The organism is Nocardioides zhouii, assembly GCF_004137345.1.
GTDB lineage: Bacteria > Actinomycetota > Actinomycetes > Propionibacteriales > Nocardioidaceae > Nocardioides > Nocardioides zhouii.
This window is the reverse complement of sequence record NZ_SDWV01000018.1, coordinates 91635-106525: the sequence shown is the minus strand read 5'-3', so window position 1 is coordinate 106525 and position 14891 is coordinate 91635. Positions and strand designations below refer to the sequence as shown.

At 72.0% G+C, this 14891-nt stretch carries 13 protein-coding genes and 1 rRNA gene; 12 read left to right on the top strand and 2 right to left on the bottom strand.

Annotated features, from left to right (window positions below):
• A 5S ribosomal RNA gene (rrf, locus tag EUA94_RS23155) occupies positions 1-69 on the top strand; the annotation flags it as partial.
• Between the two features lie 198 nt (positions 70-267).
• On the top strand, positions 268-663 hold the full coding sequence (locus tag EUA94_RS16470) for a single-stranded DNA-binding protein (protein WP_242494926.1): 396 nt from the start codon (positions 268-270) through the stop codon (positions 661-663).
• Here the strand turns inward: EUA94_RS16470 and EUA94_RS16465 are convergent.
• On the bottom strand, positions 638-1756 hold the full coding sequence (locus EUA94_RS16465; protein WP_129427977.1) for a DUF1015 family protein: 1119 nt from the start codon (positions 1754-1756) through the stop codon (positions 638-640). The two genes, EUA94_RS16470 and EUA94_RS16465, sit on opposite strands and share 26 nt — an antisense overlap.
• A 48-nt stretch (positions 1757-1804) precedes the next feature.
• Between EUA94_RS16465 and EUA94_RS16460 the strand changes: the two genes are divergently transcribed.
• From EUA94_RS16460 to EUA94_RS16425, 8 genes are read left to right on the top strand one after another with little or no spacing between them, the layout of a single operon-like run.
• Positions 1805-2827 (top strand): HAD-IIA family hydrolase, encoded by a 1023-nt coding sequence (locus EUA94_RS16460; RefSeq protein WP_129427976.1) that lies wholly within the window; start codon positions 1805-1807, stop codon positions 2825-2827.
• A 10-nt stretch (positions 2828-2837) separates the two neighbouring features.
• Positions 2838-3056, top strand: coding sequence for a hypothetical protein (locus tag EUA94_RS16455; RefSeq protein ID WP_129427975.1), 219 nt, complete (start codon positions 2838-2840; stop codon positions 3054-3056).
• A 7-nt stretch (positions 3057-3063) separates the two neighbouring features.
• Complete coding sequence (locus EUA94_RS16450) at positions 3064-3903, top strand: TlyA family RNA methyltransferase (protein WP_129427974.1); 840 nt, start codon at positions 3064-3066, stop codon at positions 3901-3903.
• Positions 3900-4856 (top strand): NAD kinase, encoded by a 957-nt coding sequence (locus EUA94_RS16445; RefSeq protein ID WP_129427973.1) that lies wholly within the window; start codon positions 3900-3902, stop codon positions 4854-4856. Before EUA94_RS16450 ends, EUA94_RS16445 begins: the two co-directional genes overlap by 4 nt.
• Positions 4849-6621, top strand: coding sequence for a DNA repair protein RecN (gene recN, locus EUA94_RS16440; RefSeq protein ID WP_129427972.1), 1773 nt, complete (start codon positions 4849-4851; stop codon positions 6619-6621). Before EUA94_RS16445 ends, recN begins: the two co-directional genes overlap by 8 nt.
• 15 nt (positions 6622-6636) lie before the next feature.
• On the top strand, positions 6637-7836 hold the full coding sequence (gene steA / locus EUA94_RS16435; RefSeq protein ID WP_129427971.1) for a putative cytokinetic ring protein SteA: 1200 nt from the start codon (positions 6637-6639) through the stop codon (positions 7834-7836).
• The gene (locus tag EUA94_RS16430) at positions 7833-8726 is read left to right on the top strand and encodes a copper transporter (protein ID WP_165356937.1); all 894 of its coding nucleotides are present in this window, start codon (positions 7833-7835) and stop codon (positions 8724-8726) included. Before steA ends, EUA94_RS16430 begins: the two co-directional genes overlap by 4 nt.
• Before the next feature lie 11 nt (positions 8727-8737).
• On the top strand, positions 8738-10426 hold the full coding sequence (locus EUA94_RS16425) for a CTP synthase (protein WP_129427969.1): 1689 nt from the start codon (positions 8738-8740) through the stop codon (positions 10424-10426).
• A 55-nt stretch (positions 10427-10481) separates the two neighbouring features.
• Here EUA94_RS16425 and pepN read toward each other — a convergent pair whose 3' ends face one another.
• Positions 10482-12929 (bottom strand): aminopeptidase N, encoded by a 2448-nt coding sequence (gene pepN, locus EUA94_RS16420; RefSeq protein ID WP_129427968.1) that lies wholly within the window; start codon positions 12927-12929, stop codon positions 10482-10484.
• 126 nt (positions 12930-13055) lie between these two features.
• Here pepN and EUA94_RS16415 point away from each other — a divergent pair, with 126 nt between their 5' ends.
• Both EUA94_RS16415 and ald read left to right on the top strand, forming a co-directional pair.
• Positions 13056-13688: an NUDIX domain-containing protein gene (locus EUA94_RS16415; RefSeq protein WP_129427967.1), complete on the top strand. Its 633-nt coding sequence runs from the start codon at positions 13056-13058 to the stop codon at positions 13686-13688.
• A gap of 79 nt (positions 13689-13767) precedes the next feature.
• On the top strand, positions 13768-14883 hold the full coding sequence (gene ald / locus EUA94_RS16410; protein ID WP_129427966.1) for an alanine dehydrogenase: 1116 nt from the start codon (positions 13768-13770) through the stop codon (positions 14881-14883).
• The last annotated feature ends 8 nt before the right edge of the window (positions 14884-14891 follow it).

The window sequence follows — 14891 nt, the reverse complement described above, 5'->3', positions numbered from 1 at the left end:
GAAGTTAAGCCTTTCAGCGCCGATGGTACTGCAACCGAGAGGTTGTGGGAGAGTAGGACGCCGCCGGACATACATTGTGGAAGTGGGGTCACCTTCGGGTGGCCCCACTTCTGCATTTCCTGACCTGGTGCGGCGCCGGTTGCTGTGGCATTCCGTGCCCACTGGCCGTCCACAGGGAAGCGCTTCCGGACGTCGTCCACAGGCGCGTGATGCCGAGCTGCGCGGGTGTCGGTCTGCGCCGCGAGCCTTGGTCCCAGGAGGTGCACTGTGGCCAAGACACAGAAGAAGGAAGTGCAGGACCAGGTCGATGACGAGGTCGCCGCGAACGACGTACGCCTGGTGGGCCGGCTGACGGCTGAGCCCGTGGTCGTCGAGCTGCCGAGCGGAGACACCCTGGTGACGTTCCGGGTCTCGGTGCAGCGTGGCGCTGCACCTGGGAGCGCGGTGGCAGGACGAGCCGCGGGCCAGCGGGTCGACTCAGTGCCGTGCACCGCGTGGACCCCGCGTCTGCGGCGTAGCATCGTGGCCTGGCGCCCCGGCGATCTCGTGGAGGTCTCAGGGTCCGTCCGGTGCCGGTTCTACCAGGCGGGCGGAGCGACCCGCTCGCGCGTCGAGGTCGAGGCGTCGGCGGCCAGGATCATGCGTCGGTCAACGGCCGCATGATCGCGCCGAGGCTCGGCTTCGGCTGGAAAGACGTGGCCTTCTCGGGCAGGAGCCCGCCCGACTCTACGAGCGCGCGGACCTGGTCGAAGTCCGGGCTCGGCAGCAGCACGGCCGGTGACGAAGCGCTGGTGGCCGCCAGCGCGTCGTCGACGTTGTGGTGGTGGTCGACGCGCATCGGCTCGCGCGGCAGTCCCGGGAGGACCCGGTCGTGCAGCCAGGACACTGCGGCGTCGCGGTCGAGGTCACCCGGGCTGACGGTGTGCCACGTCGCCCCGTCGGTCAGGACCAGGTGGGTGCTGTCCAGGGCACCCAGCGCCCGTCGCCGGCCGTGCTCGGCGACGCTGGCACCGGCCGCCCTGGCGGCATCCACGAGCCCGTCGAGGGTCGTGCCGGGAAGCGTGCGGTGGATGGCGCCGAGGAACAGAGGAGTGTCGTCCTGGTCGACCAGCATGGCCAGCCCGGTGTCCCATGCGGTGCCGGGGTGCTCCTGCTGGAGGCGGAGGTAGGCGGCGTAGCGGTGGTGCCCGTCGGCCAGGAGGCAGCGGGTCTCGCTCAGCAGCTCGCCGATGCGGGCGAGCAGGTCGGCGTCGCGGATGGCCCAGATGCGTTGACGCTGCCCCGAGCGGTCGAGGTAGCGCCACTCCGGCCTGGCGCGCGTCACGCCGGCCAGCAGCTCGCGCAGCTCGGCGACGCCGTGGTGCACGAGGAGGATGGGCGCGGGGTTGAGGTCCATCTGGTGCATCCGGTCGGCCAGCTCGCCGGCCTGCTCGTGGTGGATGGCTTCGTGGGGCCAGACGGCGCGGTCGGCCATCGACGCGGAGCGCCGCGACATGGCGAGCGCACCGACGAGACCCCGGACGGTGAGTCCGCCAGCGGTGTACTCGTGCACGTAGAGCGCCGGCCCTGAATCGGCGATGGCGCGTCCCTGTTCGATCCAGTCGAGCAGCCGGGCAGCGACGTCGCGATAGGGTCGCGCGAGCGCTCGTGCAGACGCAGGATCGCCGACCCGGGCCGGTGCCAGCATGAGGGCACGGAACGGGAGGAGCTCGAGGGGCTTCGCGACGTACGGCGGTACGTCCCGGGCGAAGTCCATCGGAGCATCGTAGGGGGACACGCGTCCCAGTCCGGAGAGGGGTGGAGCATGCTCGAGGAGACGACGACTCCGATCGTGGAGGCGCACGACCTGGTGATGTTCGACCTGGACGGCGTGGTCTACGTCGGCGACACCGTCGTCGACGGAGCGGCCGAGCACATCGACCGGGTCCGGCAGGCCGGGTGCCACGTCGCGTTCGTCACCAACAACGCGTCGCGTACGCCGGACAAGGTGGCCGCGAAGCTCGAAGGCGTCGGTGTCGCCGCGACCGCCGGTGACGTCGTGACGTCCGCCCAGGCGGCTGCCCGGGTGCTGGTCGACGAGCACGGTGCGGGCGCCAAGGTCCTGCTGCTGGGCGGCGAGGGGCTGCGGGTCGCGCTGCTGGAGGCGGCCCTCGAGCCCGTGGACGAGCCGGACGGCGCGGTCGCGGTGGTCAGCGGCTACGGGCCGGACGTGCGGTGGCGCGACATCATGCGGGTCTCGACGCTCGTGCGCGACGGTCTGCCCTACGTGGCCAGCAACGCCGACATGACGATCCCGACGCCGTACGGTCTCGCTCCCGGGCACGGCGTCCTGGTGCGGACCATCTCCGGCTTCGCCGGAGTGGACCCGGTGGTGGCGGGGAAGCCGGAGAAGCCGCTCATGGAGGAGACGGTGCGGCGCGTCGGTGGCGACCGGCCGATCATGGTCGGCGACCGGCTCGACACCGACATCGAGGGGGCGCACGCGATCGACGTACCGTCGCTGCTGGTGCTCACCGGCGTCAGCTGGCTCGACGACCTCGTCGCGGCCACGCCCGAGCTGCGCCCGACGTACATCTCTCCGACGCTGGAGGGGCTCTTCGAGCCGCACCCGGTGCCGCAGGCTGTCGAGGGCGGCGGAGCCGAGCTCAACGGGTGGAGCGCGGCCGTCGTCGACGGTCGCCTGACGGTCAGCGGGGACGGCGCCGACGCCGACTGGTGGCGGGTGGTCGCCACCGTGTGCTGGCAGCACCTCGACGCGTCCGGGTCGCCGGTGGACCTCGGCGACACGACGCCGCCCGGGCCTGTCCGGCGCCTCGGTGCCGAGTAGGCTCGCCGCCATGGAGCAGCGACCGGAATCCACCGCGGACGGCGCCTCGACGGGCGTCGCGGCCGTCGATCGGGTGCTGGTCGACGTCGCGGCCGCCGCCGGCACGCCGGTGGCGGGACACGTTGCCGTCTTCGAGCGCGCCCACGAGCAGCTGCGCCGCGCCCTCGACGCCCAGCCGGACGCCCAGTCGTCGGCCGACGACACTGCCGACGGCGAGCAGGGCGCCTGAACCGACCGTGCCCCCTCGACGACTTCGACTGGACCAGGAGCTCGTCCGACGCGGCCTGGCCCGTTCACGCGAGCATGCGAGCGAGCTCGTCGCGGCCGGCCGGGTGACCGTGTCCGGAGCCCGCGCCACCAAGCCCGCGACCGGCGTGACGACCGACGTGGCGATCGTCGTACGCGAGGACCCGACGTCGGTGGACTACGTGTCGCGGGGTGGGCACAAGCTCGCGGGGGCGCTCGACGCCTTCGCCGCGCACGGGCTCACCGTCGCGGGCAAGCGGTGCCTCGACGCCGGCGCCTCCACCGGCGGCTTCACCGACGTGCTGCTGCGGGCCGGTGCCCGCGAGGTGGTCGCGGTCGACGTCGGCTACGGCCAGCTCGCCTGGTCGCTGCAGAGCGACGAACGGGTGCACGTGCACGACCGCACCAACATCCGCGAGCTCACCCTCGAGGTCATCGGCGAGCCCGTGGACCTCGTGGTGGGCGACCTGTCCTTCATCTCGCTCGCCCTCGTGCTCGACCCGCTGCTGTCCGTGACGCGCGAGGACGGCGAGCTGGCGCTGATGGTGAAGCCGCAGTTCGAGGTCGGCAAGGACCGCGTGGGCAAGGGCGGCGTGGTGCGCGACCTCGCGCTCCGGGCAGAGGCCGTGACCGCCATCGCCGACCTCGCCGCCGCGCGCGGATGGGGCGCGGTCGCGGTGACCGTCAGCCCGCTGCCCGGGCCGTCCGGCAACGTCGAGTTCTTCCTGCTGCTGCGCCGCGGGCCGGCTGCCGTCGATGCCGACGACATCCGCGCCGAGGTGGAGAGGGCGGCCCCACTGGGGGTGGCGGGTGAGAGGGTGGAGCCGTGACCCTCGAGACCCCTGATCCAACCGGTCGACGGGTCCTGGTGCTCGCCCACACCGGCCGGGCCGAGGTGCGTGAGGTCGCACGCGCGTGCGTCCAGCGGCTCACCGAGCACGGCATCGCCGTACGCCTCCTGGCGGCCGAGGCCGCCGACCTCGGACCGGGCGGCGGCGACGGCCTGGTCGAGACGACGCAACCCGACGACCTCCCGGGCGAGGGCTGCGAGCTGGTGCTGGTCATCGGAGGTGACGGGTCGATCCTGCGGGCCGCCGAACTCACCCACGAGACCAGCACGCCGCTGCTCGGCGTGAACCTCGGGCATGTCGGGTTCCTCGCCGAGGCCGAGCCGGAGGACGTCGAGTTCACGATCGCGGCGATCGTCAACCGCACGTACACCGCTGAGGACCGGCTCACGCTCGGCGTACGGGTGCTGGTGGGCAAGGAGGTCGTCTTCGAGACCTTCGCCCTCAACGAGGCGAGCGTCGAGAAGGCGGCCCGCGAGCGGATGCTGGAGGTCGTCGTCGAGGTCGACGGACGACCCCTGTCGAGGTGGGGCTGCGACGGCGTGGTCTGTGCCACCCCCACCGGATCGACGGCCTACAACTTCAGCGCCGGTGGCCCGGTGGTGTGGCCCGAGGTCGAGGCGTTGCTCATGGTGCCCCTGAGCGCGCACGCCCTCTTCGCGCGCCCGATGGTGGTGGCGCCGACCTCGGTGCTCGCAATCGAGGTGCTGTCCAACACCAGATCGGGCGTGCTGTGGTGCGACGGTCGGCGCACGGTCGACCTGCCGCCGGGTGCGCGGATCGAGGTCCGCCGCGGAGACCGCCCGGTGCGCCTGGTGCGCCTGCACGAGGCGCCGTTCACCGACCGGCTCGTGGCGAAGTTTGGCCTGCCCGTCGCGGGCTGGCGCGGTGCCGCCGAGCGGCGCTGGCGCGACGGCGGCGACCACGATGCTTGAGGAGCTGCGGATAAGTCAGCTCGGGGTCATCGACTCCTCGACCCTCGAGCTCGGTCCCGGACTGACCGTCATCACCGGTGAGACCGGCGCCGGCAAGACCATGGTCGTCACGGCGCTGGGCCTGCTGCTCGGTGGTCGTGCCGATCCCGGCGCCGTCCGCACCGGGGCCAAGCAGGCGCGCGTCGAAGGCGTCGTGTCGACGACGTCACTGGCCGGGTTCCGCGAAGCCGTGGAGGAGTCGGGAGGCGAGATCGAGGACGACCGGGTCGTGCTCGCGCGCAACGTCGCAGCACAGGGCCGCTCGCGTGCCTGGGTCGGCGGCGCGTCGGTGCCGGTGACCGCGCTGGCCGAGATCGCCGAGCCGCTCGTCGCCGTGCACGGCCAGTCCGACCAGCACCGGCTGCTGCGTGCCGGCGCCCAGCGCGCGTCGCTCGACCGCTTCGGTGGTGCGGCGCTGGCCACGACGTCGGAGGCGTACGCCGGTCTCTGGGCCGAGCTCGCCGCGACCGAGCGCACCCTGGCCGAGGTGCTCGGCTCCACCCGCGAACGTGCCCGGGAGGCCGACCAGCTCCGGTTCGGGCTGGAGGAGGTCGAGGCCGTCGACCCCCGGCCGGGGGAGGACGTCGAGCTGGCGGCCGAGGAGAGCAGGCTCGGGTTCGCCGACACCCTGCGCACCGCCGCCGAGACGGCCCGGGAGGCGCTGTCGAGCGAGGAGGGCACCCCCGACGCGCTCGGCACCACCAGCACGGCCCGCCACGCCCTGGACGGCGTCCGCGAGCACGACGCCACCGCGGGCGAGCTGGCCGACCGGATCACCGAGCTCGGCCACCTCCTGGTCGACGTCGCCGGCGACGTGGCGTCGTACGCCTCGAGCCTGGACACCGACCCGGCCCGCCTGGCCGGCGTCTCGGAGCGCCGGGCTGCGCTGACCGCGCTGACCCGGAAGTACGGCGAGACGATCGACGAGGTCCTGGCGTGGGCCGAGGACGGCGCCAAGCGCCTCCTCGACCTCGAGGACGCGGACGGCCAGGTCGGCGAGCTGGAGGCACGGCGCGACCGACTGCGCGCCGAGCTGGGTGTGCTGGCCGCGACGCTCAGCGGGCAGCGGGCGGAGGCCGCGACCCGGCTGGGTGTTGCCGTCAGCGACGAGCTCACGTCGCTCGCCATGCCCCATGCGACCGTGACGATCGCCGTCTCCCAGCAGGAGGCACCCGTTCCGGAGACGCCCGGGGGACCGGTGCTCCGCGTGGACGGTCGCTGGTTGCGGGCCGCGTCGCACGGCGTCGACGACGTCGAGTTCCTCCTGGCCGCCAACACCGGCGCCGATGCCCGCCCGCTGCACAAGGGCGCGTCCGGCGGTGAGCTGTCCCGCGTGATGCTGGCGCTCGAGGTGTCGCTGGCCGAGACGGGCTCGGTGCCGACGTTCGTGTTCGACGAGGTCGACGCGGGCGTGGGCGGCAAGGCGGCGATCGAGGTCGGTCGACGGCTCGCCGTGCTGGCCCGTACGTCGCAGGTCCTGGTGGTCACCCACCTGCCCCAGGTGGCGGCGTACGCCGATCGCCACGTGGTCGTGCACAAGTCCAGCGACGGGTCGGTCACGACCTCCGGCCTGGTGACCCTCGACGAGGCGAGCAGGGAGCAGGAGCTGTCCCGGATGCTGGCCGGCGTCGAGGACTCCGACAGCGCCCGCGCCCATGCCCGTGAGCTCCTCGCCGCCGCCGCGCCCGAGCGGGCGTGCCTCCCCGAAGGGCACCGAACCGGCTGACACCATGGCTCGGTCATGAAGTTCGCAGTCCGCTCCCGCCCCGCCCCCACACTCCCCGGTGTCCACGGTCCCGCCCGGCTCCACCGGCGTACGGCCAGCCTGCTGCCTCGGCTCCAGGCCGGTGACGTCGCCTTCCTCGACCACCTCGACATGGACCGCGACACCGCCCAGGCGCTGATCGACGCCGGTGTCGTCGCCGTCGTGAACGCGAGCCCGTTGATCTCGGGGCGCTACCCCAACCTGGGGCCGGAGCTCCTCGTCCAGGCGGGCATCACCGTCGTCGACAGCGCCGGGCTCGAGGTGTTCGACCGGCTCGAGGACGGGACCGCGGTCCGTATCGATGCAGGCGTGGTGCACGCTGGCGAGACGCTGATCTCGCCCGGCCGTGAGCTCACAGCCGACGTCGTGCGCGCCGAGATGGGCAAGGCCCGCTCCGGGCTGACCGCCCAGCTCGAGAGCTTCACGCACAACACCACCGAGTTCCTCCGTCGCGAGCAGGACCTGCTGCTGCACGGCCATGGGATCCCGCGGACCGCCACCGACATGGCCGGTCGCCCCGTGGTCGTCGCGGTGCGCTCCCACGGCTGGGAGGAGGAGCTGCGCGGGATCCGACCGTTCGTGCGCGAGCAGCGTCCTGTCCTCATCGGGGTCGACCGCGGCGCAGACGCGCTCGCGGAGGCGGGCCATCGACCCGACGTGGTCGTGCTGACCGGTGACGGCGACGACCAGCCCGGCGCGGCCGTGCTGCGCAAGGCACGTGACGTGGTGGTGCTCGTCGAGCGCGGCTCACCCCGGAGCGCGACCGAGCACCTGGAGCGGATGGGCATCCGCCCGCTGCGCTTCGAGACGACAGCGACCACCGAGGACGCCGCCCTGCTGCTGGCGTCCGGGCACCACGCCTCGCTCATCGTGGGCGTGGGCATGCACGCGACCCTCGCCGAGTTCCTGGACCGGCGCCGGGTGGGCCTCGCGAGCACATTCCTGACCCGGCTCAAGCTCGGCCCCGACCTGGTCGACGCGACCGCCCTCCCGCGGCTCTACGACGGCGCCGTACGCCCCCGACACCTGCTGGGCGCGCTGGTCGCCGGGGTGCTGGCGGTCGGCGCGGCCATCAGCGTGACGCCCGTGGGGCAGCAGTGGGTCGACGACGTCTCGCCGGTCGTCTCCCGCACCACCACCGACCTGATCGACAACGTCCGAGGAATGCTCCAGTGATCACCCTGCGTCACCACGTCCTGACCATCGTCGCCGTCTTCCTGGCCCTTGCGGCCGGGATCGTGCTCGGCGGCGGACCCCTCTCAGACGTCGGCCCCGCCGTCACCGCTTCGAGCAACGACCGCGCGGCCACCCCTGCCGACGGCAGTGCCGGGGCCGACTACACCGAAGCCTTCGTCTCGGCCCTCGGTCCGCCGATCCTCAGCACGCGGCTGGCCGAGCGCTCGGTGGCGATCGTCACCGTGCCGGGCGCCGACGAGCAGGTGGTCACGGCGCTGGCCGGGCAGGTGGAGGCCGCCGGCGGCACGGTCACCGCGCGCTACGACCTGGGCGCGGACCTCGTGGACCCGGCCCAGAAGTCCCTCGTCGACACGCTCGGCAGCCAGCTGCTGACCCAGCAGGCCGCCGACGCGGTCACCGCCGACGCGTCGACGTACGACCGCATCGGGCAGCTGATCGGGCTCGCAGTGGCCAGCAAGGTGGCGGAGGGCGAGGACCGCACCCGCAAGGCACGGGCCATCGCCGACGCGGTGAGCGGCGCCGGACTGATGACGCAGCCCGACGACGTCTCGCGGCGCGCCCCGCTCGTGCTGCTCGTGCTCGGCGACGACGCCGGCGACGAGGGCTCGGACGCCATCCTGGCGGGTCTGGCCGAGGGTCTCGCGGCCCAGGCCACGGGCGTCGTGGTCGCCGGCACCCTCGCGGACGGGGGCTCCGGACAGCTCGGGCGGCTCCGCGCCGACCCGGCCGCCGCCAGCGTCGCAAGCGTGGACGGCGTCGACACCGTGGCCGGTCAGGTGGCCGCGATCATGGTCCTCCAGCGCTCGCTCACGACTCCCGGCGGCTCCTTCGGTGCGTCGGGTGCCGACGGCGCCGTCCCTCTCGGGTAGGATCGAGGCCCGTGAAGAACCCCACGCCGACCAAGCACGTTTTCGTGACCGGAGGCGTCGCCTCCTCCCTCGGCAAGGGGCTCACCGCCTCCAGCCTCGGCAACCTGTTGAAGGCGCGCGGACTGCGCGTCACGATGCAGAAGCTCGATCCCTATCTCAACGTGGATCCGGGCACGATGAACCCGTTCCAGCACGGCGAGGTCTTCGTGACCAATGACGGCGCGGAGACCGATCTCGACATCGGGCACTACGAGCGGTTCCTCGACACCGACCTCAACCAGATCGCCAACGTGACGACCGGCCAGGTGTACTCGACCGTCATCGCCAAGGAGCGTCGCGGCGACTACCTCGGTGACACCGTGCAGGTCATCCCGCACATCACGAACGAGATCAAGGACCGGATCCTCGCCATGGGCGGGCCGGACATCGACGTCGTGATCACCGAGGTCGGTGGCACGGTCGGCGACATCGAGTCGCTGCCGTTCCTCGAGGCCGCGCGCCAGACCCGGCACCAGATCGGTCGCGGGAACTGCTTCTTCATCCACGTGTCCCTGGTGCCCTACATCGGCCCGTCGGGCGAGCTGAAGACCAAGCCGACCCAGCACTCGGTGGCCGCGCTGCGCTCCATCGGCATCCAGCCAGACGCGATCGTGTGCCGGGCCGACCGCGAGCTGCCCGACAGCATCAAGCGCAAGATCGCGCTCATGTGCGACGTCGACGACGACGCCGTGGTCACCGCCGCCGACGCGCCGTCGATCTACGACATCCCGAAGGTGCTGCACCGCGAGGGCCTCGACGCCTATGTCGTACGACGCCTCGACCTCCCGTTCCGCGACGTCGACTGGACCACGTGGGACGACCTGCTGCGCCGGGTGCACCACCCGTCGGAGGAAGTCACGGTCGCGCTCGTCGGCAAGTACATCGACCTGCCCGACGCCTACCTCTCGGTGAGCGAGGCGCTGCGCGCCGGCGGTTTCGCCCACGAGGCCAAGGTCAACATCCGCTGGGTCGCCTCCGACGAGTGCGAGACCGAGGCCGGCGCCGCCAAGCAGCTCGCCGACGTCGACGCCGTGCTCGTGCCGGGCGGCTTCGGCGTACGCGGCATCGAGGGCAAGCTCGGCGCGCTGCACTACACCCGCACCCACGGGATCCCGACGCTCGGCCTCTGCCTCGGCCTGCAGTGCATGGTCATCGAGTACGCCCGCAACGTCGCCGGCCTGGGCAAGGCCGGGTCGACCGAGTTCGACCCCGACACCGTGGAACCCGTCATCTCGACGATCGAGGAGCAGAAGAAGTTCGTCGACGGCGCCGGCGACCTCGGCGGCACCATGCGCCTCGGCCTGCAGAAGGCCACGCTCGCCGCCGGCAGCGTCGTGCGGGCGACGTACGGCGCCGAGGTCATCGAGGAACGCCACCGCCACCGCTACGAGTTCAACGACGCCTACCGCGAGACCCTCGCCGAGGCGGGCCTGGTCTTCTCGGGCATCAACCCCGAGCTCGGGCTGGTCGAGTTCGTCGAGCTGCCGGCCGACGTGCACCCCTACTACGTCTCGACGCAGGCGCACCCCGAGCTCCGCTCGCGGCCTACGCGCCCCCACCCGCTCTTCGCGGGACTCATCGGTGCCGCGATCGAGCGGCAGCGCTCCGAGCGGTTCCCGATCGACGAGACCGGGCTCCGCCGCAAGGACGACGAGGACTGACGCGGACGGGCACGAAGCGCCCGGTCAGCCCTTTCTAGCGCGAGGAAGTGCCCGGTCAGAGCTGGCGGGCCTGCAGGATCCGGCGCAGCACGAACGAGTTCGCGCGGAGCTGGTTGCGGGCGTACGCCATCAGGCCGGTGTCGTCCGCGGCCGCCTCGGCGGCGGCGAGGAACGACGCGTCGCCCGCACCGAGGGGGAACATCGACCGGATCGTGAGGCCCTGGTTGAGCAGCCCGCCCTTCAGCGTGTGGAGCTCGTCGAGGTAGCGGTGCGTGTACGGCGCGAGCAGCTCCGCCTGTCCGGGGCGCCAGAAGGTCGAGCCGAGGACCAGGGTCTCGCGGCTAGCGGGCACAGCGTAGTCGACGAAGAACGCGCGCCAGACCTCCTCCTTGGCCTCCGCGTCGGGGCGGGCGGCCAGCACCGCGAGGCGGCGCATCCCGGCGTCGGGGTCCGGGTCGGACTCGAGCAGCCGGGCGACCCGGTCCTCGTCGTGGTCGCCGAGCTCGGAGCGGCGTACGAGGATCCGCCAGGCGAGGTCGAGGTCGGTCGCCTTCGCAGCGGCCTCGTCGAGGACGGACCAGTGCGCGTCGGTGGACGCGGAGGCGGCGAGCGTACGGAGGGCGGCCTGCCGGGCGTCGGGGAGGTCGACGAGCCCGACGACCGTGTCGGCGAGGCTCCGCAGCAGGCCGGGGGACTCGGCGGCCGGCGCCCATCGGTCGGCGACCAGGAGCGCCTGGCCGAGGAACGGCTCGACGAGGGCAGGGCTGGTCTCCGAGGCCAGCGCGCGGGTCAGGGCCGCCGAGACGTCGCGCGGGGCGACGTCGCCCAGCAGCAGCAGCTGGCCGGCGGTCGCGCCGACGAGGGCGCGGTCGAGCGGGTCGGTGAGCTGGTCGATCCGCGTGAGCATCTGCTCGAGCGAGGTGGCGTCGGGCTTGACGGCCGCGAACGTGAAGTCGCCCGCGTTGACCAGCCGCAGGTCACCGGCGGGGAGCTCGACGGGGGTGCGCGAGCCGGTGACCTCGTGCGAGGAGCGGCCGACGGCCACCAGCTGGTCGCCGGACGTGTCGAAGACCGCGATGTCGAGGTGGTGGGGCCGCGGCTCCTGGTCGTCGGTGGTCGTGACGACGAGCTCGTCACCGACGAGCGAGATCACGTCGGCACCGGCCTCGTCGAGCCAGGCCTTGGTCCAGGCCGAGAGGTCGCGACCCGAGGCACGGGCGTAGCAGTCCATCAGGTCGTCGAGGCGAGTGTTGGAGAAGGCGAAGCGGCTGAAGTAGTCGCGCAGTCCCTCCACGAACGCGTCCTCGCCGATGTAGGCGACGAGCTGGTGCAGGACGCTCTGGCCCTTCACGTAGGTGATCGCGTCGAAGTTGGCCATCGCGGCCGAGACGTCGGCGACCTCGCTGCGGATCGGGTGGCTGGCCGGGCTCATGTCCATCTCGTAGGCGGTGCGCTTGGACACGGCCAGGAAGGTGGCCCACTGATCGGTGAACTCCGAGGCACCGGCCATGCCCCAGTTGGCCGCCCACGACGCGAACGCCTCGTTGAGCCAGAGGTCGTCCCACCACTGCATGGTGACCAGGTCGCCGAACCACATGTGCGCCATCTCGTGAAAGATGAACTCGGCGCGGACACTGCGCTGGGCGTGGGTCGGGGGAGTGCGGAAGAGCTGGCCGTCGCCGTAGGTCACGCAGCCCCAGTTCTCCATCGCGCCACCGAGGTTGGGCACGAAGACCTGGTCGTAGCGCGCCTGCGGGAACGGGAAGGCGAAGCGCTCGCCGAAGAACGCGAGGCCCTGGCGGGTGAGGGTGACGAGCTCGTCGAGGTCGCGCTCCAGGACGGGCACGAGCGACTGGCGGCAGTAGAACCCGAGGTCGTAGCCGTCGTGCTCGCGGCGTACCTCGTGGAACGGACCGGCGTTGACCACGACGACGTACGTCGACAGGCGCGGGGTGTCGGGGTAGGTCCAGACCTTGGCGTCCGAGGACTCGGCGTCCTCGATCGACTCGGGCGCGCCGTTGGAGGTGACGACCCACGAGGACGGCGCCGTCACCACGAAGCGGTGCGGTGCCTTGAGGTCGGGCTGGTCGAAGCAGGCCCAGACACGCCGGGCCTCGTCGGGCTCGAGGCTGGTCCAGACGTAGACGAGCTTGTCGGTGGGGTCGACCGTGCGCAGGATGCCCTCGCCGGTCGCGGTGTTGGTGGTGCTGGCCTCGACGACGAGGACGTTGTCGGCAGCCAGTGCCGGCAGCGGCAGGCGCCCGTCGGCGGCCTGCGAGACGTCGACGTCGGCACCGTTGAGGGTCGCCCGGCTGACGTCCATCGCGACGTCCACGAAGGTGGTCGCTCCGGGCTCGCTGCACGTGAAGGTGATGGTGCTTGTCGAGGCGAACACCTCGCCTTCGAGCAGGCCGGTCATGTCCACCGCGATGTCGTAGCGCTGCACCTCGAGGAGGGCCGAGCGGGTCGCTGCTTCGTGCTGGGTGAGGCTCAAAAGGCTCATGCACGTACTCGCTTCGCTCCGTGCGCGCATGAGGCACATGTCGCCCTGGACTGGATGATTCGCTCGCTGCGCTCACTCATGCGCCTGACCGTACCTACTGTGTCCATCCGCGCTAGCGTGCGGGGCATGTCGACCCCGCCCGCAGCCGGGCCCGCAGAAAGTCCTGTCGAACCGCTCGCCGACCGGCCGATGTCCTGGCCCGTGGTGTCGAGCCGGGACCTGCACCGGGACGGCTGGGTGGTCGCGCTGCGCGAGGACGTGATCACCCGTCCCGGGCACCCCGAGGAGTTCAGCCGGCTCAGCCTGGAGCACCCCGGAGCCGTGATCGTGCTGGCCGTGGACGACGAGGAGCAGGTCGTGCTGCTGCGGCAGTACCGCCACACCAGCGGTCACGAGTTCGTCGAGCTCCCGGCCGGCCTCAAGGACGCGGGCGACGAGCCGGCCGTCGAGACGGCCAAGCGCGAGCTGCGCGAGGAGGTCGAGCTCGAGGCGTCGGACTGGCGGCTCCTGCTCAGCACGTACGGGAGTGCCGGGATCAGCGACGAGGTGCATGACATCTTCCTGGCCCGCGGACTGTCCCACGCACCGCGCGGCGACTTCGAGATGCGCCACGAGGAGGCCGAGATGCAGCGCTTCCGGGCACCGATGGCCGACCTGCTGGAGGCAGTGCTCGAGGGCCGCGTACGGCAGGGTCCGCTGGCCCAGGCAGTGCTGGCCTACGCCGTCCTCCGGCAGCGCGGGGCCCTGGACGGCGGCTGAGCGCTCCCGGGAGTAGTCTCGCTCCCGCTGTGAGGCGAGCCACACCCGTGGCCCCTCTTTCATCACGTAGGAGCAAGGTATGAAGGTCGGCGTACCCAAGGAAGTCAAGAACCGCGAGTACCGCGTGGCCCTGACCCCCATCGGCGTGCACGAGCTGGTCCAGCACGGGCACGACGTGGTCGTGCAGAAGACCGCGGGCGAGGGTTCGCTCATCCCCGACGCGGAGTACATCGCGGCCGGCGCCACGATGCTCGACACGGCAGACGACGTGTGGGGCACGGCGGACATGATCATGAAGGTCAAGGAGCCCGTCGCCGAGGAGTACCACCGGATGCGGGAGGGCCAGACCCTCTTCACCTACCTCCACCTTGCCGCGGACAAGCCGCTCACCGAGGAGCTGATGGCGCGCAAGGTCACCGCCATCGCGTACGAGACCGTGCAGCTGCCCTCCGGCGGGCTGCCGCTGCTCTACCCGATGTCCGAGGTTGCCGGCTGCCTGGCACCCCAGGTCGGCGCGTACTCCCTGATGAAGGCACAGGGTGGTCGCGGTGTCCTGATGGGCGGCGTCGGCGGCGTCGCCAACGCGAAGGTCGTCATCATCGGTGCCGGTGTCTCGGGCCAGAACGCGGCCAACATCGCGCTCGGCATGGGTGCCGACGTGACCCTGCTCGACACGGACCTCGACAAGCTCCGGATGTCGTTCTGGCGCTACAACAACCGCGTCCACGGCCTCGCCTCGTCCAAGCTCGCGGTCGAGCAGCAGGTGATGGAGGCCGACATGGTGATCGGCGCTGTCCTGATCCCGGGTGCCGCGGCTCCCAAGCTGGTCAGCAACGACCTCGTGTCGCGGATGAAGCCGGGCTCGGTGCTCGTGGACATCGCCATCGACCAGGGCGGCTGCTTCGAGGACTCCCACGCCACGACGCACGACGACCCGACGTACGAGGTCCACAACTCGGTCTTCTACTGCGTGGCCAACATGCCGGGTGCGGTGCCCAACACCTCGACGTACGCGCTCACCAACGCGACGCTGCCCTATGCGGTGGCACTCGCGGACAAGGGCTGGGCGCAGGCCTGCCGTGACGACGCCAGCCTCGGGCTCGGCCTCAACACCCACGCCGGCCAGCTGACCTACGCACCCGTCGGCGAGGCGGTCGGTATCGAGTCGGTGGGACTCGACAGCGTCCTGGGGTGACATCCAGT

Bases quoted from the DNA above. Each gene is read 5' to 3' on its own strand.
- EUA94_RS16465 (WP_129427977.1), bottom strand. From the start codon at position 1,756: ATGGACTTCGCCCGGGACGTACCGCCGTACGTCGCGAAGCCCCTCGAG.
- EUA94_RS16460 (WP_129427976.1), top strand. From the start codon at position 1,805: ATGCTCGAGGAGACGACGACTCCGATCGTGGAGGCGCACGACCTGGTG.
- EUA94_RS16455 (WP_129427975.1), top strand. From the start codon at position 2,838: ATGGAGCAGCGACCGGAATCCACCGCGGACGGCGCCTCGACGGGCGTC.
- recN (WP_129427972.1), top strand. From the start codon at position 4,849: ATGCTTGAGGAGCTGCGGATAAGTCAGCTCGGGGTCATCGACTCCTCG.
- steA (WP_129427971.1), top strand. From the start codon at position 6,637: ATGAAGTTCGCAGTCCGCTCCCGCCCCGCCCCCACACTCCCCGGTGTC.
- pepN (WP_129427968.1), bottom strand. From the start codon at position 12,929: ATGAGCCTTTTGAGCCTCACCCAGCACGAAGCAGCGACCCGCTCGGCC.
- EUA94_RS16415 (WP_129427967.1), top strand. From the start codon at position 13,056: ATGTCGACCCCGCCCGCAGCCGGGCCCGCAGAAAGTCCTGTCGAACCG.
- ald (WP_129427966.1), top strand. From the start codon at position 13,768: ATGAAGGTCGGCGTACCCAAGGAAGTCAAGAACCGCGAGTACCGCGTG.